Origin of the sequence: Bradyrhizobium sp. AUGA SZCCT0283, assembly GCF_018130385.1 — a bacterium.
Lineage (GTDB): Bacteria > Pseudomonadota > Alphaproteobacteria > Rhizobiales > Xanthobacteraceae > Bradyrhizobium.
This window is the reverse complement of record NZ_JAFCLU010000004.1, coordinates 96363-119100: the sequence shown is the minus strand read 5'-3', so window position 1 is coordinate 119100 and position 22738 is coordinate 96363. Positions and strand designations below refer to the sequence as shown.

Here is a 22738-nt window from a genome sequence, read left to right as displayed (position 1 = left end):
GGCCCCGTTGGCTTCGTCCGGCTACGCCGACTTCCGCACCGCGTTGTCGACCAGCGTCTTGCCGAGCGACCAGATCGCGCCAGGGACCTTGTGGCTGGCGGCGATGACGTCGTCGAACGACTTTTCGATCCAGCTGCAGTCTTCTTCCGTGATCACGAGCGGCGGCAGCAGCTTGATGGTGTGGCTGCCGTGGCCGGAGACCTGCGTCAGGATCTTGTGATCCTTGAACAGCGGCACGGTGATGAGCTGGCAGAACAGGCCCTTGTTGGCGGTCTCCAGCAGATTCCACGAAGCCTTCAGCCGCAGCGATTTCGGCGGACCGAACTCGATGCCGATCATCAATCCCTTGCCGCGCACTTCCTTCAGCAATTCATAACCGGGCACCATCCGCGTCAGCGCAAGGCGAAGCTCGGCGCCGCGCTTGGCGGCCTGCTCGACCAGCTTTTCGTTCTTGATCACGTCGAGGGTCGCGATGCCGGCGGCCATCGCCAGATCGTTCTTCGCAAAGGTCGAGCCGTGCACGACCGCGCGGTCCATCTGGTTGAAGATTTTGTCGAAGATACTCTTGCGCGTCAGCAGCGCGCCGACCGGCACGTGGCCGCCGGACAACGCCTTCGCCAGCAGCACCATGTCGGGCTCGACATTCCAGTGCTCGACCGCGAGGAATTTTCCGGTGCGGCCGATGCCGGTCTGGATTTCGTCGGCGATGAAGATGGAGCCGTATTTCTTGCATAGCGCGGCGGCGCCCGGCAGGAATTCGTCCGTGGGCATGTTGACGCCCTTGCCCTGGATCGGCTCGACGATGAAGGCCGCGACCTGGCGCGACGACAGCGCCTGCTCGAGGGCGGCGAGATCGTTGAACGGCACTTGCGTGCATCCCGGCAGCAGCGGCTCGAAGCCGGAGCGGAAGTTGGCATCGTCCATCAGCGACAGCGCGCCGTAGGACAGGCCGTGGAAGGAATGGGAACAGGAGACAATGCCCGGGCGGCCGGTCGCGCCACGCGCGAACTTGATCGCGGCCTCGACGGTCTCGGCGCCGGAATTGGCAAAAAACACCTTGTCCAGATATGGCACATGTTCAAGCAGGCGTTCCGCCAGCACGCCGGCGAGCGTGGACACATCAAGTTGAACCAGATTGGGAAAATCGCTATCGAGCACGCTTTTCAGCGCCTCGCGCAGCGCCGGATGATTGCGGCCAATCGCAAAAACGCCAAATCCGCTCAGTAGATCGAGATAGCGGACGCCGTCCCGATCGAACAGGTATTGACCTTGACCCTTCTGAAAGCCCACATCGTAGCCGATGGTCTTCAGCACACGGACGAGCTGCTCGTTCAGGTGGCGCGCATGCATGGAACTGCGCTGCGCCTGCCGCTCAACAAACAGCTTGGAAACATCTAGATATGAACTTGGCATTCGCTACATACGTCGGTTGATGGCCGTTTCGTCAACTGAAAACACTCAATGCGGCGTTTTGACCCCCGCTTTGGATCATCTACTTAAACATAGGTTTGAACCATGTTGCACTGCCCAAGAACCATCGCGCTTACAATAGTTTGTTCGGGAGTTTTTTTAGCCACAGGTCTTAACGCTGCGCTTGCCGCCGACCCCACCGGTGACTGGAAAGTAGCCGATGGCGTGGCCAACATTCGCGTCGCCCAATGTAGCGGCAACATGTGGGGCGTCGTTGCCTGGGAAAAGACGCCGGGCGGCAAGGACAACAACAATCCTGATGTCGCCAAGCAGAGCCGGCCGACCTTGGGCATGCCGATCCTGATCGACATGAAGAAGAAGCCCGGCGTCGATGCCTGGGAAGGCCAAGTCTACAACGCCAAGGACGGACAGCTCTACAGCTCGACGATCAAGCCGGTCGGGACCGACCAGCTCGAGATTCAAGGCTGCGTGCTCGGCTTCCTGTGCGGCGGTGAAACCTGGACCCGCGTCGGACCGCCGATTCCCTCAAGCCCGGCCAACAGCATGGCCAAGGGTGCGCCGAAGGGACCAGCCGGCGCGCCGCCCAAGACCGCAGCGCCGGCGGCGCCGAAGACCACGGGTGCGGTCAATCCGGCGCCTGCGCCGAAGGCCGCGCCCGCTCAGAAGCAGGCGGCTGGCCAACCTGGCCAACCGGCCGATATCGGCGATATCTGCCTACTCCCCGACATCGCGCGGTTTGCCCATTAGCGCCGGCTGGAACAGCAGCACCGCGGCCAGCGTGATGACGAACGACAGCGCCAGCAATTTGCCCATGCTGGCGGTGCCGGGATGACTGGATAGCCACAGGCTTCCGAACGCGGTCGCGGTCGTCAGCGCCGAGAAAAAGATCGCCCGCGTCAGGCTCGACTGCAGCAGATTCGTCCTGCCCTCGCGCCAGGCCGTCACGTAATAGATCTTGAAGGCAACGCCGACGCCGAGCAGCAGCGGCAATGCGACGATATTGGCGAAGTTGAGCGGCAGCTCGATCAGCACGCAAAGTTCCAGCGTGACGGCGCCGGCCACCAGCAGCGGCACCATCGTCATCAGCACGTCACTGATCCGCCGCAGCGTCAGCCAGAGCAGCAGGCTGATCACCAGCAGCGCCCAGATGCCGGCATGGATGAACGCCTTCACGATGGTGTCGCCGGATTTGAGGATCGACACCGGCCCACCGATCGCATTCGGCTCGGCCGCCAAAACCGCATCGGCAAATCGGCGGAGGTTATCGTTGTTGTTGGGGTCGCCCTTCGGCAACGCCTCGACGCGGATCAACCCATCCTTGGATTTCCAGCTGTTCAACAGTTCCGGCGGCAGCGTCTTCAACGTGACGGGGCCTGCCTGCATCGTGTTCTTGAGCTGATCGAACACGATCTTGAGCGGGGCGACGAAAATGTTCTGCGCCTTGTCGCGCGTCGCCTGGTCGCTGCCGGCAAGTTTCGACAGCGCGTCCGCCAGCCTTCGCGAGGCGACCGCGCCCGGACCCTTGCCGTCGCCGGCGGTTCTGCGCAGGCTGTCGACCGAACTCTTCAGCGCCTCCACATTCTCTTCATCCGAGGGCGCCGCGTCGACCTGATCGGGATTGAGCGCAGGCCCCACCACCCTCGCCGCCTTCGCGATCAGCTGCAGCTTCGCCGGCTGATCCTCAGGCACAAAACTGTCGATCGACATCACGCGCAGAACTTCCGGCAGCTTTTCCAGCCGCGCCTCGATCTTCTTTGCTTCTGCTTCTGAACTGGTCAGCACGTTGATGGCGTTGGCGCCGGTGTTGGGGTCCTTGCGCAAATCGAGGAAGGTCGCGATCGATTCGGCCTTTGGATTGCGCAGGTTGATCGGGTTGAAGTCGAATTGCATGAAATAGAGCAGCGGCAGCCCGGCCACAACGAGAAGCAGCGTGCCAACGACGATGATGACGCGATGCCTTTCGAGGAATTCGTCCACCGGCGCCAGAAACGCGTAACCGACAGGCTCGCTTTCGCCGGGCGGGTGAAGCAGCTTCAGCATGGCAGGCAGGGCCGTGATGCTGGTGATGAACGCGATCAGCATGCCGGCGCCGGCGATCTTGCCGAGTTCGGAAATGCCCTTGTAGTCGGTCGGCAGGAAACACAGGAAGCCGGCGGCGGTGGCCATCGCGGCGAGCGACAGCGGGACCGCCGAACGCCGGGCCGCGTTCTCCAGCGCGAGCGCAAGGTCTTCATTCTTGAAACGCTCGGAACGGTAGCGGACACTGAACTGGATGCCGAAATCGACGCCGAGACCGACGAACAGCACGGCAAAGGCGATCGACAGCAGGTTCAGCGATCCCACCATCATCAGGCCGACGGCGGTCGTGAGCGAAAGGCCGATGAACAGGTTCACGAACACCGCAAAGATGATCTTCGCGGAATGCAGCGCCATCCAGAGAATCACGAGGACAATGAGGACGGTAGCGACACCGTTGACGATCGCGCCGTCCTGCACGGTCGAATATTCCTCATTCGCGATCGGCACCGGGCCGGTCAGCCGCACCCGCGCGCTGTACTGGCCCGCAAAATTCAGATTGGTCGCGGCCTGCCGGATCGCATCGGTCGCATCCTTGCCCGGTTCGAGCGCGTTGTAGTCGAGCTTCGGCTTGAACTCGATGAAGGCGCGCCGGTCGGCATCGGTCAAAGGCTTGTCGCTGACGAGTTCGCGCCAGGAGAACGTCGCCGTCCCCTTGTTCAGGATGTCCTCGACCGTCTGGCTGATCAGGTTGAAGGGCCGTTCGGTATTGTCGAGCTTGACCTGCCCGCGCTTGACGCCGGCAAGCCCGGTCTCCAGCGCGCCGGTCAGGCCGCGGATCGAGGGATCGCCGGCCATGATCTCGATCAGGGGAGCGGCGGCTTCGAGCTGGCCGGCGACCTTGCCGACTTCCTCCACCGGCAGGAACAACAGCCCGTTCTTTTCGAAGAACTCGCCGGAACCCAGCGGCTGCACCGATTCGAAATGCTTGTCGCCGGCGAGTTTTGCAGCCAGCGCCTTGCTCGCGGCGCTGGCGAGCTCGGGCGTCGGCGCCTCGACCACGGCGAGAATCAGTTTTTCGCGGTCGAACGCGCGCTCGAACTGATTGTCGCGCTTGCGCCAGTCGAGGTCAGGCGAAATCAGCGTGTTGATGTCGGTGTTGATCGCGAAATGCCGGGCGGCATAGTAGCTCGCTCCGACCGCCAGAAGCAGGGAGACGATGACGACGAGAGTGGCAAACCGCGTACAGGTTCTGACAACGGAGACAACAATACTGGTCAGCACTTCGTTTCTTTCTAAATCTCAAGGAGAGCTGGGCGAAAACGCCCGCTGTCTAGCGGAGTTCCCCAAGCCGATCTAATGTTGTTTTGGTTACTTCCCAGAGGTTCAGGCGAAGCCGCCAAAACGGACCGGACCAGGCGTTCGGGGCCGGTATAGCCCGTCCGGATGGGCGATAAAGTGACGAACCGGTGAGGCGCAACGGTTCTCGCAGCGGGTTTTAGGTATTTAATTACCTACAGTTTGGTAACCATTGCGCGATGCACCTTTTCTAGCCGCACAATTTTTGACACATAGTCCTGCGCTTCCATCTACTTGGGTGGGGATTACCTACGGGTTCCGGTCATGGTGCGGATATTGCAGATCCGGATGTGACCGGCTGCACGGAGATCTTCGGGTGAATTTGCGAATTCAGTACCTGGTGCAACAAGCGTAATGGACGTCCCATGGAAGTGTATCTAGCGCAGCCCCGCGGATTTTGTGCGGGCGTCGTGCGCGCCATCGAAATCGTTGAACGCGCGCTCGAGAAATACGGTCCGCCGGTCTATGTCCGGCACGAGATCGTACATAACAAGTACGTGGTCGAAAGCCTCAAGGCCAAGGGCGCGATCTTCGTCGAGGACCTGTCGGAGGTTCCGCCATTGGCGGTAACCGTGTTCAGCGCCCATGGCGTGGCCCGCAGCGTCGAGGAAGAGGCCGCCGCCCGCGGCCTGCCCGTCCTCAATGCCACCTGCCCCCTGGTCACCAAGGTCCACAATCAGGGCAAGCGGTATATGTCCAAGGGCCGGACCCTGGTCCTGATCGGGCATGCCGGCCATCCCGAGGTCGAGGGCACCATGGGCCAGGTTCCCGGGCCGGTTCTGCTGGTCCAGAACGTCGACGACGTGGCGGCCCTGACCCTGCCCGCCGACGCCCCGGTGGCCTATATCACCCAGACCACCCTCAGCGTGGACGACACAAAGGACATAATTGCCGCCCTTCAGGCCAAATTTACAGATATTCAAGGCCCCGACATCCGGGATATCTGCTATGCGACACAGAACCGCCAATCTGCGGTAAGGGATCTAAGTAAGCTGGTGGACGTCATTTTGGTGGTGGGGGCCGCCAATAGTTCCAACTCAAACAGGCTTCGCGAAATCGGCACCGAGGTCGGCGTCGCGAGTTATCTGATTGCCGACGGGAGCGAGTTGAACCCCGATTGGCTCAAGGATGCAAAAGCGGTCGGCATTACGGCGGGCGCATCGGCGCCCGAAGTTTTGGTCGACGACGTAATCGAGGCTTTGAGACGTATCGGACCCGTCAAGGTGTCGGTGCTTTCTGGCCGGGAAGAAAATATCGAGTTCCGACTTCCGGCCGAACTGACTGCGGGCTGATCCACTTCACGATTCCAAGTCTGGGCTCCAAGCCCAAATCCAAGTCCAGAAAGAAAATCTCTCAAATGGCAATACCGTTCTTCAAGGAAATGCGTATCGGCGGCTATCTGATCAAGCAGAAGCTGCTTGGCCGGAAGCGCTATCCGCTCGTGCTGATGCTGGAGCCGTTGTTCCGCTGTAACCTCGCTTGCGTCGGCTGCGGCAAGATCGACTATCCCGACGCGATCCTCAACCGCCGCATGTCGGCGCAGGAATGCTGGGACGCGGCCGACGAATGCGGCGCACCGATGGTGGCGATCCCCGGCGGCGAACCCTTGATCCACAAGGAGATCGGCGAAATCGTGCGCGGCCTCGTGGCGCGCAAGAAATTCGTCTCGCTCTGCACCAACGCGCTGCTTTTGGAAAAGAAGCTCGATCTGTTCGAGCCCTCGCCCTACCTGTTCTTCTCGGTGCATCTCGACGGGTTGAAGGATCACCACGACAAGGCGGTGTCGCAGAAGGGCGTGTTCGACCGCGCCGTCTCCGCGATCAAGGCCGCGAAGGCGCGCGGCTTTACCGTCAACGTCAACGCCACGATCTTCGACGGCCATCCGGCGGAAGAGATCGCAAAATTCCTCGACTTCACCACCGAACTCGGTGTCGGCGTCTCGATGTCGCCGGGCTACGCCTATGAGCGCGCCCCGGACCAGGAGCACTTCCTCAACCGCACCAAGACCAAGAAGCTGTTCCGCGACGTGTTCGCGCTCGGCAAGGGCAAGAAGTGGAACTTCATGCATTCCGGCCTGTTCCTGGACTTCCTGGCCGGCAATCAGTCTTACGAATGCACGCCGTGGGGCATGCCGGCCCGCAACATCTTCGGCTGGCAAAAACCCTGCTATCTGCTCGGCGAAGGTTACACGAAGACCTTCAAGGAACTGATGGAGACGACGGACTGGGAGACCTACGGCACCGGCAAGTACGAGAAGTGCGCCGACTGCATGGCGCATTGCGGCTACGAGCCGACGGCTGCCAACGCCGCGCTGATGAACCCGCTGAAGGCAATGTGGGTCGCGCTGCGCGGCGTGCGTACCACGGGTCCGATGGCGCCCGAGATCAGTCTCGATAAACAGCGTCCGGCCCAGTACATCTTCTCGGCCGAGGTGCAGAAGCGCCTGTCCGAGATCCGCCGCGACGAGGCCGCCGCTGCCGCGGCCAAGCAGCAGGAAAAAGCTTCCACCGCCGCCTGAGTGGCGTGGAGCAAAAAGATCAAGGCCCCGGTTCAGCGAACCGGGGCCCTTTCTTTTTTGTTTGACGCCCTTCGAATATCCTGAAGCCGGGTGCCCTGTGCGGATCAGATCGCCGCGGTGGCGAGCCCCTCTTCGCCGTGCAGGAAGCCGCGGCAGCCGCGCAGGGAGCGCAGCGCGCGATTGAAATCGATTCCCGTGGAGACCAGCGCCCGCAGCGTGGTGGGATTGCGCGCCACCCCGCGCAGCACCTTGCCGAGATCGATGTCGCCGTTCGGCTTGATTGCGCTCTTGGCCAGCGCCGGAAGCGCCCGGCTGGCGGGATCGGAGATCACCCGCAGCGCCGCGAACGGCAAGCCGGCCTCGGCCGCATAGGCTGCGGCAATATGGCTTTCCATATCGACCGCCGCCGCGCCCGTCTCCGAATGCAGCGCGGCCTTGCAGGCGGTCGCCGCAATCACCTGCTCTACGCCAGCCAGGCCACCGCGGACCACGCGCCGGCGACGCAATGCCGCACGGGCGATCATTTCCTCGTTCAGCGCCAGACCTGCCAGAAAACGGGTATCGCCGGCCAGAACCTCGGTCGCCACCACCACGTCGCCCGATTTCAGCGACGGATCCAGCCCGCCGGCAACGCCGAACGAGATGACACCCCTGAAAGTGGTGGAATCCAGCGTTGCCAGCAGTGCGCGCAATTGCTGCGGGTCGCTGGAACTGCAGATCACGATCATGCCGGGCCCGGCCGCTATGCGGGCTTCCTGCACCAATCCTGTTACGATCAAAACCGGCCGCGGATCATTCGAATTGCGATCAACCGAACTGTCCACGATCGCGGCGGCCCCCGCCCCAAAAGTCACATCCCGACCCCTACCACCCTGCTGTTGGTGCTTCTCAAATTCCGATACCGCGCCAGCGCCCAGAGCGGAAAGAACTTCGAGTAGCCATGATAACGCAAATAAAACACCCTCGGAAAGCCCGTAGCCGTGTAACGCGCCTCGTCCCAGAGCCCTTTTTCGGTCTGTGTGGTTTTTAGGTACTCCACGCCCCGCACGACCGCCGGGCTCTCGACCTCCCCGGCCGCCATCAGTCCAAGCAAGGCCCATGCCGTTTGCGAGGAGGTCGACGGGGCGCCCTCGAATCCCTTGTAGTCCAGCCGATAGCTGACGGCATCCTCACCCCAGCCGCCATCCCCGTTCTGGATCGAAACCAGCCAGTCCACAGCCTTGCGCATCATCGGGTCCTGATGATCGACGCCAGCGGCGTTGAGCGCACACAGCACCGACCAGGTTCCGTAGATGTAATTGAGGCCCCAGCGGCCGTACCATGACCCTTCCGCGAGCTGGGTGCGGCGCAAATAGGCGATCCCGTCCGCAACCGCCTTGCTGGTCTGCGCGGCCTCGCCGAGCTGCGCCAGCATCGAGATGCAGCGCGCGGTGACATCCTCGGTCGGCGGGTCAAGCAGCGCGCCGTGGTCGGAGAACGGGATGTTGTTGAGGTAGTATTCGAGGTTGTTGACGTCGAAGGCGGCCCAGCCGCCATCGCGGCTCTGCAGGCCCTCGATCCACTCGCGGCCGCGCGAGATCGCCTGATCGTAGTCCTTGCTGCCGGACGCCCGGCGCGCGCGGTCCATCGCCATTACGACCACGGCGGTGTCATCGAGATCGGGATAGTAGTCGTTGTTGTACTGGAACGCCCAGCCGCCCGGGCGGACGTCAGGGGCCTTCGCCGCCCAGTCGCCCTTGAGGTCGAGCACCTGCCGCGGCTTCAGCCAGTCGAGGCCCTGCTTCATTTTTGCGAGCGTGTCTTCGCCGCCGGCCTCCGCCAGCGCGTGGCAGGTCAGTGCGGTGTCCCAGACCGGCGAGACGCAGGGTTGGCAATAGGCCTCGTGCTCGCCGATCACGAGCAACTTGTCGATGCCCTTGCGGGTGACCGCGCGCGGCGGAAAATCCGGTCCCTTGCCGAGCGCCTCATACATCATGACGATGTTGGCCATCGGCGGATAAATCGCGCCCATGCCGTCTTCGCCGTTGAGCCGCTCTTCGATGAAAGCGAGCGCGGCGTCGATCGCGCGCTGCCGCAGCTTTTTCGGAAACAACGGCTCGATAACCCGCAGGATCTTGTCGAGCGTGCTGAACAGCGTGAACCAGCCCCAGCTCTGGTGCGGCGCCTTCGGCGTCATTCCGACCGATTTGGGATCCTGCAGGAACAACTCGTCGACGCCGACGCCCTTGGGATTCTTCGCCAAAGGCTTCAACGCCGCCATCACCATCAGCGGCACGATCGTGGTCCGCGCCCAGTAGGAAATCTTGTTGAGATGGAACGGCGACCACATCGGCAGCAGCATGATCTCGACCGGCAGCACCGGGACCGCGCGCCAGCTCAGCACGCCGTAGAAGGCCAGCAGGAACCGCGTGAAGACGTTGACGCGGGCAGCGCCGCCGCGGCTGCGGATCGCCTCACGGGCGCGCACCATATGCGGCGCATCGACGGAATCGCCGATCATTTTCAGCGCAAAATAGGATTTGACACTAGCGCTCATGTCGAACGGACCGTCCTGCACCAGCGGCCAGCCGCCATGATTGCCTTGCGTGCGGCGCAGATAGTTCGCGATCTTGGCTTCCAACGCGCTGTCGACAGGCTCGGCGAGATAATGCCGCAGCAGGATGTACTCGGACGGGATCGTGCTGTCGGCTTCCAGCTCGAACACAAAGTGTCCATCGGATTGCCGATAGCCGAGCAGCGCTTCGGTCGCCGACGAGATGCTCTTCTCCAGCGCGACGGGATCGACCGTCGCGATAGGATCGCCTGCAATTGTTTTGTCTACGGAAAGCATATCGCTAGCATCCCTCTATTCGCGCGCGGGCTCTGTGAAGCCGGTCACGCAACTCCTGTCAGGCCTCAAGGCCTCGCCAGAACCAGATCGGCGGCGCGGTCGCCCGACCGCACCGATCCTTCGATGGTTGCCGGCAATCCCGTATCAGTCCAGTCGCCGGCGAGAAACAGGTTCTTGAATGATGTCACCGCCCCCGGGCGCAGCGCGTTCTGCTCCGGCGTGGCCTCGAACGTCGCGCGGCGCTCGCGCACGATCTGCCACGGCGGCAAGGGCAAGTCGCCGGGCAGGCTAGCTGCCTTGCAGACGTCCCGCCAGATCGCCAGCGCGAGCTCCTCGCGCGGCATGTCGACGAGCCGGTCGCCATTGCTGATGGTGACCGACAGCCGCTGCGGGAATGCGAACAGCCACTCCACGAGGCCACCGACCACGCCGAGGATGGGCACGGCGTCGCGGGGCGGATCGAAGCGGAAATGCGCATTGACGATGGCGCGGAATTTCGAGGGCGTTTTCAGGCCCGGCAACAGCGCCGCCGCCGGGCGCGGCGGCACCGCGAGCACCACGACGTCGTCGGTGCCGAGTGCAATCGTGTCGCTGCCGAATTTCAATTCGCCGACATTGCCGCCCGTCATCGCGAATTCGCGCAGCTCATGGCCGAACTGGATCGAGGCGCCCTTGTCCTGCAGCAGCTTGATGGCGGGTTCGACCAGAACCGCGCTGAGGCCGTCGCGCGCGATCAGCGGCCGGCAGGCCTGCCCGCCCGCCAGCAGCGTTTCCCGAACGATCGCGCCGGCGAGGCCCGCCGAACCCTCGGGCGGGTCGACATTGAGCGCGGCCAACAGCAGCGGCTGCACCAGCCGCTGGTACAGCGTGCCTTTGCAGGGGATCGTGTCGCCAACCAGTCTGGCGGTGCCTGCCCAGATCAAAGGCATCAATGCGAGATAATCGAGCAGCTTGGTATCGGGGACCCGGCGCGCCTCGTCGAACACCCATAGCGGCAATTTGCCGGCGCCGAGGTCGAGCTGCCAGCGCTGGCCGGTCATGATGTCGACGAAGGGAAACCGCGCCAGCTTCGGTCCGACCAGCCCCGCCTCGGTGCCGATCGATCTGGCGTAGGCCAGCGCATGGCGGTTGCCGGACAACAGCAAATGGTTGCCGTTGTCGATGGTGAGATTGGTGGCCGCGTCGAAATAGGACCGGCAGCGCCCGCCGGCCTGCTGCGTGGCCTCGTGGACATGCACGCGGTAATTGGCGTTGGCCAGCCGTACGGCGGCCGAGAGGCCGGAAATGCCGGCGCCGATGATATGAACGTTTTTCTGCATCAGATGATCGCGTAACGGAGAAGGATGGCAATCTTCGCCCATTTATGGACGCGGACCGGCTCGCGCGGGGCGACAAAGCCCCGTGCCAGGAGCAAGTCCAGGATCGCGCGGTAATATTTCGACATGATCCGCGGCGCGCGCACCACGCGGCGCGAATTGCGTTTCATGATCTCGTCGGCTTTCTCGAAATGCTTTTTCGCCCGCTCGGCCAGCGGCAGGCAAACTTTAGGAAGTGCGCGATCGGCAGTCACCTTCTGCGGATTGTCGCTGGTGATGCCGGCGAGCAGCAGGCTTTCGCGCGGCAGATAGAGGCGGCCGAGGCCGGCGTCTTCGTCGATGTCGCGCAGGATATTGGTCAATTGCAGCGCGCGGCCGAGATGGTGGGCGAGCTGGATGCCATCTTCCTCGGGCATGCCGAACACCCTGACCGACAGACGGCCGACGGCGCTGGCAACGCGATCGCAATAGAGATCGAGCGTGGCAAGATCCGGCGCACGAATGTCCTGTGGCACGTCCATCTCCATGCCGTCGACGACCGCGAGAAAATCCTCGCGCTTGAGGCCGAAGGTTTTCACCGAGGCGGCGTAATCCTGCAGACGTGGCGGCGGATCACCGTGATATAGCGCATCGATGTCGTCACGCCATTGTTGCAGCGCGGCCAGCCGCTCGGGCCGCGGCCCGTCGGAATCGGCGATGTCGTCGACCTGCCGGCAGAAGCTGTAGATCTGGAACATCGCCTCGCGCTGGCTGCGCGGCAGGATGCGCATCGCGGCATAGAACGAACTGCCGGACGCGGCGGTGCCGTAATCTGCGTTGGCCGCCGCCGTCTGCAACGTCATGCGCCCGCCGCCGGTTTTGTCAGGGGACGGCGTCCCGCGGCGCGCCTGATCATTTCGCTGACGATGCCGACGATGCTCTGCGCGAGCAATTCGGGCTTGCTCAGGTGCACGCGCTCGCTGAGCGGATCGCTCACCTTCAGCATGCCGACGATCTTGTCGGCAAAGGCCTGGATCACGGCAACCTCGAGCCCGAGCCGGAAATCCTTCACCTCGGCGCTGAGCGACTTGCTTTCATTGAGCAGGGTTTCGGTCCGCACCGCGAGCGCGTGGAGGCATTGCAGCAGCGCCGGCTGCGACTTCGCCTCGCCCAGCATCTCGACGGTGGCGCCGCTGGCGGCCAGCGCATCGCGCGGCAGGTAGACGCGGTTGAGGTTTTTGTAGTCCTTGCCGCAATCCTGCAGATGGTTGTTGATCTGCAGCCCCGCGCACAGCGCGTCCGACGCGGCCCAGGTCGAGGTGCTCTCGCCATGGACGTCAAGCATGAAACGGCCGACCGGCATGGCCGAATAGCGGCAATAATGAATGACGTCGTCCCAGTTCTCGTAGCGCAGCTTGGTAACGTCCATCCGGAACGCGACCAGCACGTCGAGCGCATGGCGCGGCGCCATCGCGCGCTCGGCAAAAGCGCGGCGCAGGCTGACCGCCTCCGATTGGGTGTCGCCCTTGCCCAGCAGTTCCGCCTCGAGCAGGTCGAGATAGCGCAGCTTCTCGTCCGCGCTGAGGGTCGCATGATCGGCGATGTCGTCGGCCGTCCTGACGAAATTATAGTAGCTCAGGATCAGCGCGCGGTGACGCGGATGAATGATCCACGACGCGACCGGAAAATTCTCGTCGCGGTGGGTCTTCCCGGATCGCAGGTCGCTCGCACTGGTCATCAAGAACTGGCTACATTCACTCGGAATTGGTGGCGCGCGCCGATCGGCGCACGCGAGAAGATCGCGTGCCCCATATAGGGGAATACGCCGCCAAAACCAATGCTATATGGGCTGCTTAGCCCCGCCCGTGACGCGCGTCATAGAGCCGAAAATGGCTTTTCCGCGAGGGTTAACGGACGTAAGCCGCGCCTTATTGGCCGTTGTTCTTGAGAACCTGGTTACAGGCCACACTGATCTTGGGACGATTTTCCTTGAGACACGCCAGGATGGTCAGGTCGCCCTGGTCGATCACCGGACGGCAGTACTTCTGCACGTCACGGTTACAGGCCTTCTGCTCCTCCGGCGTTCCGCTGCGCTGTTGCTGCGGCTGCTGGGCGAAGGCTCCGGACGAAGCCGTGAGCGACAACAGGGTGAGTGCGAGGAGAAATTTACGCATCGTATTCCTTCATTTCGGCAGCAGGAATCCTGTTCCCCGATTTGCGATGAGGCATCGCCGGAACGGATTTGTTGGGATGGCAGGCGCGCCGCGTAACGCGGCAACGAACAAACGACAAGCATGGTAAATGCGGACAAATTTACGGCGACCGCTACGGCGACCTAAGCACCTTTAATAACCGACTGATATCTAAAGTGTATTTCCGCCACACTTTCCCGGCAATTGGTTGTTGCAGACAATGCGGAGCAAAGCTAGATGCTGCGCCGACGGAGTCGGTGTGAATGCTTCAACTCTACTCGGTCGACTGAGCACTTTTTCGTGCCGAGAGCGCCGGAAACCGAACTCCGTCATTTGAACCTAAGACACTGCGGGAACACTAAATCTTCGATGCGGCGAGACGTATCTTTGCAAAGAACGTCTATTTTGATGGGAAAACTACAATGAAACTGTTTGGTTCCAGCTTGTTCGGTCAGGCTCTCGCAGCTGCTGGCGTCGGCGCCGCGCTCATGTTGTCGGTCACCGCAAGCCACGCCCAGGCGGGAGGCCCGTTTGCCGGCTTTGACGGAAACTGGAGCGGCTCGGGCACGGTCGCGCTCTCCAACGGCACCACCGAGAACATCCGATGCAAGGCAGACTACAAGGTCAACGCCAACGGGCTCGGCCTGAAGCAGAATCTGCACTGCGCCAGCGACAGCTACAAATTCGATCTCTCCAGCGACGTCACCAGCCAGGGTGACCGCATCTCCGGCAACTGGAGCGAGAAGAGCCGGAATATCTTCGGCAATCTGCAGGGCACCGCAGGCGGCGGCCAGATCGACGTGTTCGTCGAGGCTTCCGGATTTGCAGCGAACCTGAATTTGCGGACCACCGGCAACAAGCAGGTCGTGCAGATCGACTCCAAGGGCGAAATCCGCGGCGTCAAGATCACGATGACCAAGACCTGACGCTGCCCTTTGAAACAGTGTGAATGGCAGCGCCCCGGCGCTGCCTTTTCATTTTGATCAGCCGAATTTCCAGCGCCAACAGGGATCGCCGCGGTCGCGGCGTTCCGTCACTTCGACCCGCATGAAGCGATCATGCGCAAGGGCTGCCCCCACCCACAATTCGTTCCAGGCATCGAACACCGCGGGCGACAGCGCTTCACGTTCCGCCATCAGGCGCCACGACGTCTGGCGCACGGTGGCGGTCGAACCTTCCAGCTGCAATTCCGCGTCGTCGTCCTGCCCGCGGGCCAGCCGGGCGAAGGCCTTGGCGAAACCGGCCGCGCCCGCTTCCACGCCGCCCAATAGCCGAGCTACTTCGTCGAAGGTGTGCATCCCGACGAGCCGCGCCGCAGCGCCGGCGAGATGGCCGCCCTCTTCCGGGCCGAGCACGCTGATCGTCTCCGGCACGACCGAGGTGATGTACTCCATCGCATAATTGCGAAGCACCTTCTGCAGCCGCTCTTCCGGCCATGTGTTCCCGGGCAGGCGCGGCGCCAGATCAGCCTGGAACGGCGGACAGCGCTCGCCGGGCGAAAACTGCAATCGCTCCTCGGGAGCGAGATCATGATCCCACTCCTTGTAGTACCCCTCCAGCCCCGGCTGGCCGTCGACGGTCTGACCCGTGCAGACAAAGCCGAGCCTGGGATTGCCGAGCACGACGCCGTTGTTGGCGTGCCATCCGCGCAGCATCGCCCGCGATACTTCCGAGGGGATGCCGCAGATCGCGGTGCCGGACCAGATCCAACGCGGCGGCGGATAGCGCACCCAGGCCTTGGTGTCGCTCTCGTAGACGTACTCGACCTTCACACCGCCGACCTGGTTCGACAGATAGTGATACTGGGCGCACGCGACCGCATGCGGAAGCTGGTCGAGGCCGAGCTTCTTCAATCCGGGAAGAAAGCGTGCCAGTTGCTGCCGCCGGAAGGTCCGGAACACCACCTCCGCTGCCCGCGATGCACCCGCCCGCGAGGCCAGCATCAGGATCAGCCCGGTGAGATAGGAATGATAGATGTGTTCGACGGCGCGGTAGGCGGTGGCATCGGCCGCAGGGCGAACAGCTGATCCCGCAGGCGTCATTCCTCAGCCTCTCTTCGGCTGCCGTTGTCCGGCAACCCCTTGTTGTTTGGCAGCCGCTGTTATTCAGCGGGCTTGACGTGACTGACGCCGCGAATCTTTTCCGACAGGTTGATCAGGAACATCGAGGTCGGCCGCAGGATGAAGAGGTCCGCGACCAGGGCCGCGATCATCGAGAACGCGCTGAGCCAGCCGAACAGCCGCAGCGACGGCAGGTCGGAGAACACGGTGACGACGAGGCCGCAGGCCAGCACCACCGTGGTCAGGATCAGCGCCGGACCGACCAGCACGGTGGCGCGCTCGACCGCCAGCGCCGAGCCGACACCCGGCTTGCTCTCCAGCCGCAGCCGGTTGAGGAAGTGGATGGTGGCGCTCAATCCGAGGCCGAACGACACCGTCAGCGCGACCACGCTGGCAAATTGCAGCCCCTCGCCCATGATCCACAGCACCGTGCCCGATGCCACGACCGGAAAAATGCCGGGCAGGATGCAGGAGAACATCACCACGACCGAACGGAATGCCAGGCCAATGAAGATCGCAACCAGCAGGAATTCGATGGTCAGGCCGTGATTGAGTTTCGAGATCATGTTGGCGCTGTTGCGCGCGGCAATCGCCGACAGGCCGGTGACTGCGATTTCGAAGCCGGGATGCTCGGCTCTCACCTTGTCGAGCGCCTTGTCGAGCTTGTCGATCACAGGGAGGATTTCGCTGGAATCAAGGTCGGGAACGCGCCCCGAAACCACCACGGCATCCTGATCGGCCGAGATGAAACGGCGGACCAGATGCTCGGGGATGACGCTGACATATTCCTTCAGGGTCGCGACGTCGTTGCTGCCGGCCTTCTCGGCAAGCCAGCGGCGCAGGGTTTCCAGCGACCAGACGTTACCGACGCCCGCCGATTTCTCGACCATCGAGTGAACCTCGGCGATCGTCTTCAACGTGTCCGGCGCATAGAGCGAGGCGCCCTTGGGGAATTCGATCAGCACGTCGATTGGATTGGCGCCAGTGAGCTTGGCATCGAGGCGGCTCGACGCCGCCACCGCCTGCCGCTTGTCCGGCACCTGATCGGCGAGCCGATAGCGCGGCTCCAGCGTGGCATAGATGTAGCCGAGGCCGGCGACGAGCAGCAACGCGAGCAGGCTGAACAGTCCGGGGCGGCTGACCATGCGCACCGCGATCCAGTAACAGAAATTACGCAGCGCCTGCACGCCAGCATCCGCGCTCTGGAACTTGACGGCGAAGATCTTCTCGTTGCGGACGAACAGCACGCCGAACACCGGCACCAGCGAGAGCACCGCAATCAGCGCGATGATGGTAGCGGCAAGTCCGGCCTCGCCGAACTTTCGGATCAGTTCGGAATCGGAGAACTGCAGGGCGATGAACGAGATGCCGGCGGTGCCGTGGGTCAGCACGCAAGCCGGGCCCACCACCAGCACGGCGTTGGTGAACGCGGTCAGTTTGTCCTGGCCCGCGATCAGGCGGTCGCGCGCCGCGAACGTCAGCTGCATCGAGTCCGAGAAGCTGATCACCATGATGAGCGGCGTCATCACGTTCAGGAACATGTTGAGATTGAAACCGGCCCAGCCGAGACCGCCGAGGGCGAGCAGGATCGCGATGATCGGCGGAAACGCCGCAACCACCATGAACGATATCTTGCGGAAGAAGATGATCGCGATGATGCAGCCGGCCAGAATGCCGAGGATGTTGTAGGTCAGCCCGTCGCGCTTGACCGCGTTGCGGATCTCGAGCTGCATCACGGGAACGCCGGAGAGCTGGGCATTGAGACCGCTGCCCGACAAATCGTCGGCCATGATCTTGCGCATTTCGCCGACCACCTTGCCGAGATCGTTTGAGGAAACGACCTTCGGTTCCAGCGACAGCACGATCAACGCCAGCGTGCCGTCCTCCGACAACAGCTTGCCGCGAATGATCTCGTTGGATTTGACAGTCTCGGCGAACTTGTCGTAGGCGGCGCCTTGCGGCAGTTCGGGCGGGAACAGCGCGGCCGGCAGCTTGCCGGGCTCCGGCGCCTGGCGCGCCGAAAACAGCGACACCAGACCGCGCACGCCCTCGACCAGTTGCAGGTCAGTGACCATGTCGCGGATCTTTTCGAGGTTCTCGCGGGCCAGCAGCGTCTTGCCCTCGACCACGACCAGCACGTCGAATTCGGTCGCCGGGAAGCGCTTGGTCACGGCCTCGTATTGCTTGTAGTCCTTGGAATCGGACCGGAACAGCTGGCTCAGCGAGTCGTCGATCTTGATCCGCTCGATGCCGAAGAGCGCGGCCACCATCAGCGCGGCGAGAATGATCATCGACAGGATCGGCGCCTTGACCGCGATCAGCCCCATGCGCTCGAGCCCGAAGGCGATGCTCTTGCCCGACGGCGGCGGCTCCTCGATGGCTTCGACGTGGACGTGACTTTCGGAGTTCTTGTCGAGCATACCCTGTCCAGTTCTCACGTCGGCCTGTTTGTGCAGCTTGGTTTTATGCAGTTTGGTGGCGCGAATGCGGCTTTGCCAGCCCTGTCCGATCGGCGCTAGCCATTGAAATCACGCGGTAAATTAACCGGCGCCGTTTTACAGGGCCGAACCCCATCCGGCAAGCGCGCGCGGCGGGGCAAATCGACACGAAGGTGACGAAAATGCGCGTTAAGTCTCTGATTTGCCACACTCGGCAAACACAGCTCAGGGACCCGGTTTTGCCTGAATCCGCGGCGGCGATCCGGCGCCGCTTTCATCCTTCAGGGCAACGCCCGTGACCTGCCGCTTCAATCCTTCCCGGACCAGCCACGCGATCTTGAAGGCGGCTTCATCGTAGCTCAGGCCCGCGCCGTGGATGTTGGAAACGCAATTGCGCTTCTCATCGGTGAGGCCGATGCGCGGCGCAAAGGTGAGATAGGCGCCGAGGCTGTCGGGCGCCGACAGGCCGGGCCGCTCGCCGATCAGCATCACCACCATCTGCGCGCCGAGTACGGCGCCGATCTCGTCGCCCAGCGCCACGCGCGCGCCCGATGCGACCACGACTTGGCCGAACCGGATCCTCGCCTCCGTCAGGCGCGGAACAAGATGGCGAACCAGTTCGATGGCGTGAACATTGACGGCCGCAGGCGACAGCCCGTCGCCGATCACGATCACAATCTCGCTCGCGCTGCCGCTTTGCTTTTCCAGCGCACGCCGCGAATCCACATCCAGCATGCGTCCGAGATCGGGACGGCGCAGATAGTCGCGCCGGTTGCGCGCCTGGCTGGAAACCTCGCCGACCTGCAGGCCGAGGCCGGCCAATCCGGCAACCAGATGCGGCGCATCGAGAGCTGTGTGAACGGCATCGCGCGCACGCGCGTGGTCGAGCGCGAAGGCAAGCAGCGCGTCGGTCGGCAGGCTCGCGCCGGAGCGGCCGAGCCCGACGCGCGCCGGCGTCAGCTCCCGCAAGGCTTCGAGCGGGCGGGACGGCGGCGCCGGCGTTTTCATGGGCTTTTACTCGGCAGGGACCGAGGCCTCGCGCAGCCGGATCGAATAATTCGACGCGTTCTGCTGACCGACCGATGCGGCACGCGCGAACATGATCAGATGATGTCCGATCATCGCCGGCCCGATCAAGCCCTCGATATCGCCGCGACGCAGCCGTCCGAGCGCGAACTTCCAGAACACTTTTCTGTAGTCGCCGAGCACACCGACTTTCCAGAAGATGTTCCGCAGCATGATCAGGCCGCGCTTGATATTGGCCCAGCTCTTCTGCTCGGGCGTAACCGGCACCTTGATCCGCTGCGCATAGGTGTAGTCACACTGGTACTGGTAGCGCGCAAACAGCTTTTCCGGCTGGTAGGCGACTTCCATGCATTTGCGCCAGGACTCCACCACCTGATCGTAGGGCAGCAGGAACTCGACATTGGAGTCGCGGCCGTCATCGTCATTGACCAGCCGGCCTTCCTTCTCGAGCCGATCCCACAGCGGCGTCTTCGGCAGCGCCTGCAACAGATTGATCGTCAGCAGCGGAATCTGCGACTCCTCGACGAACGCAAGCAGCGCGTCGCCGGTTTCCGGCTTGTCGGTGTCGAGCCCCATGATGATGCCGGAGACGACTTCCATGCCGTAGGAGTTGATGGTGCGAATGCCTTCCAGGATCGGGACCATCATGTTGTGGTCCTTGTGCATCGCCTTCAGTGCATCGGGATCGGGCGTCTCGATGCCGCAGAACACGGTGACGAAGAACGCTTCGCGCATCTTCTCCAGAATCTCTGGCCGCTTGGCGATGTTCAGCGTCGCCTCGCAGGCCAGCCGCATCACGTAGCCGGTCCGCTTCTGCCACTCGACCAGATGCGGCAGCAGATCCAGCGCGGCCTTGCGATTGCCGATGAAATTGTCGTCGACGAAATAGACCGACCCCGTGACGCCGCATTCCCGTAGCTTGTCGAGCTCGGCGATGATCTGCTGCGGCGTCTTCAGGCGCGGGTTACGGCCGTAGAGGCCGGGGATATCGCAGAATTCGCACTGATAGGGACAGCCGCTCGAGTACTGGATGCTGCCGAGGAAGTATTTCTTGACCTCCGCCAGCTCGTAGGCCGGGATCGGAAACTCGGTCATCGGCAGGCGATCGTTGGTCTTCAGTACCACCTGCTGCTCGGGGCGCGACGGGTCGCGCGCCAGCCGCGCGATCAGCTCGTTGGTGGCGTCGCCGAGTTCGCCGACATGGAGATAGTCGAACGAGGGATAGTAGTCCGGGCACGCGCTCACCGACGGCCCGCCGATTGCCACGGCGAGATCGAAGGCATGCGCGCGGCGGCAGATGTCGTTCATCTGCTGGCGCTGGATGTGCATGCCGCTGACGAACACCGCCTCCGCCCATTCGAAGTCTTCCTTGGTGGCAGGGCGAATGTTCTCGTCGATGAAGCGGACCGGCCAGTTCTCCGGCAGATAGGCCGCGATCAGCAACAGGCCCTGCGGCGGCATGAACGCCTGCACGCCGTCGGTGAGGGGATAGGCGTGCTCGAACGTACCGAAAGAAGACGTATAGCGCGGGAAGACGCACAGGATACGCCGTACCGTTCCGATGCCTTCAGCTCTCATCAAATTTCCTCAAGGCTCGCATGAATTTAAGCACGACATTGAAAGCTGGGCCAGAAATTCTTCAACATTGTGACAGTCAACTCTAACTCGTTGTGGGTTCAATTGGTTGCAGGAAAAAAACCACCGGCCGCGGGCCATGGCCGAAGTTCAGGCGATCAGCCGCGCGGCAAATTCGGGCAGCAGACCCGCGTTGCCCGCAAGCCGGAAATCGCCGTCCGCAAGGCCTGAGCGAACCAGCCAATCGTCGAATTCCGGCGCCCGCTTCAGTCCGAACAGGTCGCGGATATACAGCGCGTCGTGGAACGAGGTCGACTGGTAGTTCAGCATGACGTCGTCGGCGCCCGGCACGCCCATGATGAAGGTGACGCCGGCGGCGGCCAACAGCGTCAACAGATTGTCCATGTCGTCCTGGTCGGCTTCGGCATGGTTGGTGTAGCAGACGTCGACCCCGAGCGGCAGGCCGAGCAGCTTGCCGCAGAAATGATCCTCCAGGCCGGCGCGGATGATTTCCTTGCCGTCATAGAGATATTCCGGACCGATGAAGCCGACGACGCTGTTGACGAGCAGCGGATCGAAGGCGCGCGCCACCGCATAGGCCCGCGCTTCGCAGGTCTGCTGATCGACGTTGTGATGGGCGTTGGCCGAGAGCGCCGAGCCCTGCCCGGTCTCGAAATACATCACATTGTCGCCGACCGTGCCGCGGCGGAGCGACAGCCCGGCCTCCCGCGCCTCGCGCAACAGCGCAAGGTCGACGCCAAAGCTGCGGTTGGCAGCCTCCGTTCCCGCGATCGACTGGAATACCAGATCGACCGGAGCGCCCTGCCCGATCAGATCGAGCGTGGTGGTCACGTGGGTGAGCACGCAGCCCTGCGTCGGAATCTGCAGCCGCGAGATGATGTCGTCAAGCAGCCGCAGCAATTTGCCGATTACGGCCGGATCGTCGCTGGCCGGATTGATGCCAATGCAGGCATCGCCCGATCCCAGGAGGATGCCGTCGAGGATCGAAGCGGTAATGCCCTTGGCGTCGTCGAAGGGATGGTTGGGCTGCAGCCGCACGCTCATCCGCCCCTTCAGGCCGATGGTGTTGCGAAACGCCGACGTCACGGCGCACTTCTTGGCGACCAGGATCAGATCCTGGTTGCGCATCAGTTTGGAGACGCCCGCGGCCATTTCCGGCGTGATCCCGCGCGAAACCTTGTCGAGCGTTTCGCCGGTTGCGGCGTCCGACAGCAGCCAGTCGCGGAAGCCGCCGACGGTCAGCGAGGAAATGGGCGCAAAGGCCTGCGCCGCATGGGTATCGAGGATCAGCCTGGTGACCTCGTCGTCCTCGTAAGGGATCACGGCCTCGTTGAGGAATTGCTTGAGCGGCACGTCGGCGAGCGCCATCCGCGCCGCGGTCATTGCTTCCGCGCTTTCGGCCGCGACGCCGGCCAGGCGGTCACCGGACCGCGGCGGCGTCGCCTTGGCGAGCAGCTCGCGCAAATCGGAGAATACATAGGAGGTGGCACCGATGATCCGGCGGTAGACCATGCTGACTTTCCTGCGCCCCTACCCGCTCCGTTGCGACGCCACCCTATCATCACGCGCGCGAGCGTGCGGAAGAGGATTTTCGCGTGCTGCATCGCCGCTCCGGCCAACCGCCCCCGGGCTAGTCCAGCGTAGCGTAATAGCGACCGAAAAAGCTTATCTCATAAGCGAGCCCGGTGAACACGCCCGCCGCGCAGGCCGCACAATTCATCGGATGCGGGAAATAGCGCCCGGCTTGTCGCGCCGAGATCGCAACTACCTCCAATTGCGCTGGTATACCAGAGCCCGCTTCGGTCGCGCAGAAATGCCAAAAATTCCCGTCACCGAAATTCGTCGCCACCCGGCAATGAATTGAAATAACTACATAATTTTACTTCGATTACAGATTTTGCAGTCTCGCAGATTAAGAAATTGTCCATCAAAATTCAGCACAATTTGCCGATAGCCGACGGCACTCACCATCCCGCT

General features: G+C 62.9%; 17 protein-coding genes. 4 read left to right on the top strand and 13 right to left on the bottom strand.

Features of this window, described 5'->3' with window-relative positions:
* Positions 1-21: 21 nt before the first annotated feature.
* Positions 22-1413, bottom strand: a complete 1392-nt coding sequence (gene hpnO / locus JQ624_RS07925) for an aminobacteriohopanetriol synthase HpnO (RefSeq protein WP_212418307.1) — start codon at positions 1411-1413, stop codon at positions 22-24.
* Between the two features lie 102 nt (positions 1414-1515).
* Here hpnO and JQ624_RS07920 point away from each other — a divergent pair, with 102 nt between their 5' ends.
* Positions 1516-2178 (top strand): DUF2147 domain-containing protein, encoded by a 663-nt coding sequence (locus JQ624_RS07920; RefSeq protein ID WP_212418306.1) that lies wholly within the window; start codon positions 1516-1518, stop codon positions 2176-2178.
* Here JQ624_RS07920 and JQ624_RS07915 read toward each other — a convergent pair.
* Positions 2146-4731: an MMPL family transporter gene (locus JQ624_RS07915; RefSeq protein ID WP_212418305.1), complete on the bottom strand. Its 2586-nt coding sequence runs from the start codon at positions 4729-4731 to the stop codon at positions 2146-2148. The genes JQ624_RS07920 and JQ624_RS07915 overlap by 33 nt on opposite strands.
* 440 nt (positions 4732-5171) lie before the next feature.
* On the opposite strand from JQ624_RS07915, the gene ispH reads away from it, so the two are divergent.
* Both ispH and hpnH read left to right on the top strand, forming a co-directional pair.
* The gene (gene ispH, locus JQ624_RS07910) at positions 5172-6098 is read left to right on the top strand and encodes a 4-hydroxy-3-methylbut-2-enyl diphosphate reductase (protein WP_212418304.1); all 927 of its coding nucleotides are present in this window, start codon (positions 5172-5174) and stop codon (positions 6096-6098) included.
* A gap of 65 nt (positions 6099-6163) precedes the next feature.
* Positions 6164-7324, top strand: a complete 1161-nt coding sequence (hpnH, locus tag JQ624_RS07905) for an adenosyl-hopene transferase HpnH (protein ID WP_212418303.1) — start codon at positions 6164-6166, stop codon at positions 7322-7324.
* A 104-nt stretch (positions 7325-7428) separates the two neighbouring features.
* On the opposite strand, the gene JQ624_RS07900 is transcribed toward hpnH, so the two are convergent.
* The 6 genes from JQ624_RS07900 to JQ624_RS07875 all read right to left on the bottom strand — a co-directional run bounded on the left by JQ624_RS07900 (position 7429) and on the right by JQ624_RS07875 (position 13623).
* A complete protein-coding gene (locus JQ624_RS07900) occupies positions 7429-8178 on the bottom strand; it encodes a phosphorylase (protein ID WP_409334303.1) in 750 nt (249 codons plus the stop codon).
* Entirely contained in the window at positions 8175-10154 is a 1980-nt protein-coding gene (gene shc / locus JQ624_RS07895) for a squalene--hopene cyclase (protein ID WP_212418302.1), read from the bottom strand. Before shc ends, JQ624_RS07900 begins: the two co-directional genes overlap by 4 nt.
* 65 nt (positions 10155-10219) lie before the next feature.
* Positions 10220-11473 (bottom strand): hydroxysqualene dehydroxylase HpnE, encoded by a 1254-nt coding sequence (gene hpnE, locus JQ624_RS07890; protein ID WP_212418301.1) that lies wholly within the window; start codon positions 11471-11473, stop codon positions 10220-10222.
* Positions 11473-12312: a presqualene diphosphate synthase HpnD gene (gene hpnD, locus JQ624_RS07885; protein ID WP_212418300.1), complete on the bottom strand. Its 840-nt coding sequence runs from the start codon at positions 12310-12312 to the stop codon at positions 11473-11475. The genes hpnE and hpnD overlap by 1 nt, the downstream gene beginning before the upstream one ends.
* Positions 12309-13187 (bottom strand): squalene synthase HpnC, encoded by an 879-nt coding sequence (gene hpnC, locus JQ624_RS07880; RefSeq protein ID WP_212418299.1) that lies wholly within the window; start codon positions 13185-13187, stop codon positions 12309-12311. Before hpnC ends, hpnD begins: the two co-directional genes overlap by 4 nt.
* 190 nt (positions 13188-13377) lie before the next feature.
* Positions 13378-13623: a hypothetical protein gene (locus JQ624_RS07875; RefSeq protein ID WP_212418298.1), complete on the bottom strand. Its 246-nt coding sequence runs from the start codon at positions 13621-13623 to the stop codon at positions 13378-13380.
* A 440-nt stretch (positions 13624-14063) separates the two neighbouring features.
* Between JQ624_RS07875 and JQ624_RS07870 the strand changes: the two genes are divergently transcribed.
* Positions 14064-14567: a hypothetical protein gene (locus JQ624_RS07870; protein WP_212418297.1), complete on the top strand. Its 504-nt coding sequence runs from the start codon at positions 14064-14066 to the stop codon at positions 14565-14567.
* A 57-nt stretch (positions 14568-14624) separates the two neighbouring features.
* Here the strand turns inward: JQ624_RS07870 and JQ624_RS07865 are convergent, their stop codons facing one another.
* The 5 genes from JQ624_RS07865 to JQ624_RS07845 form a co-directional block, all read right to left on the bottom strand.
* Positions 14625-15683 carry a hypothetical protein gene (locus tag JQ624_RS07865; protein ID WP_212418296.1) on the bottom strand — a complete coding sequence of 353 codons (1059 nt, stop codon included), beginning with the start codon at positions 15681-15683 and terminating at the stop codon, positions 14625-14627.
* A gap of 59 nt (positions 15684-15742) precedes the next feature.
* A complete protein-coding gene (locus tag JQ624_RS07860) occupies positions 15743-18121 on the bottom strand; it encodes an RND family transporter (protein ID WP_212418295.1) in 2379 nt (792 codons plus the stop codon).
* A gap of 243 nt (positions 18122-18364) precedes the next feature.
* A complete protein-coding gene (gene eutC, locus JQ624_RS07855; RefSeq protein WP_212418294.1) occupies positions 18365-19147 on the bottom strand; it encodes an ethanolamine ammonia-lyase subunit EutC in 783 nt (260 codons plus the stop codon).
* Positions 19148-19153: 6 nt separating this feature from the next.
* On the bottom strand, positions 19154-20743 hold the full coding sequence (locus tag JQ624_RS07850) for a B12-binding domain-containing radical SAM protein (protein ID WP_212418293.1): 1590 nt from the start codon (positions 20741-20743) through the stop codon (positions 19154-19156).
* A gap of 147 nt (positions 20744-20890) precedes the next feature.
* Positions 20891-22273, bottom strand: a complete 1383-nt coding sequence (locus JQ624_RS07845; protein ID WP_212418292.1) for an ethanolamine ammonia-lyase subunit EutB — start codon at positions 22271-22273, stop codon at positions 20891-20893.
* Positions 22274-22738 lie beyond the last annotated feature (465 nt).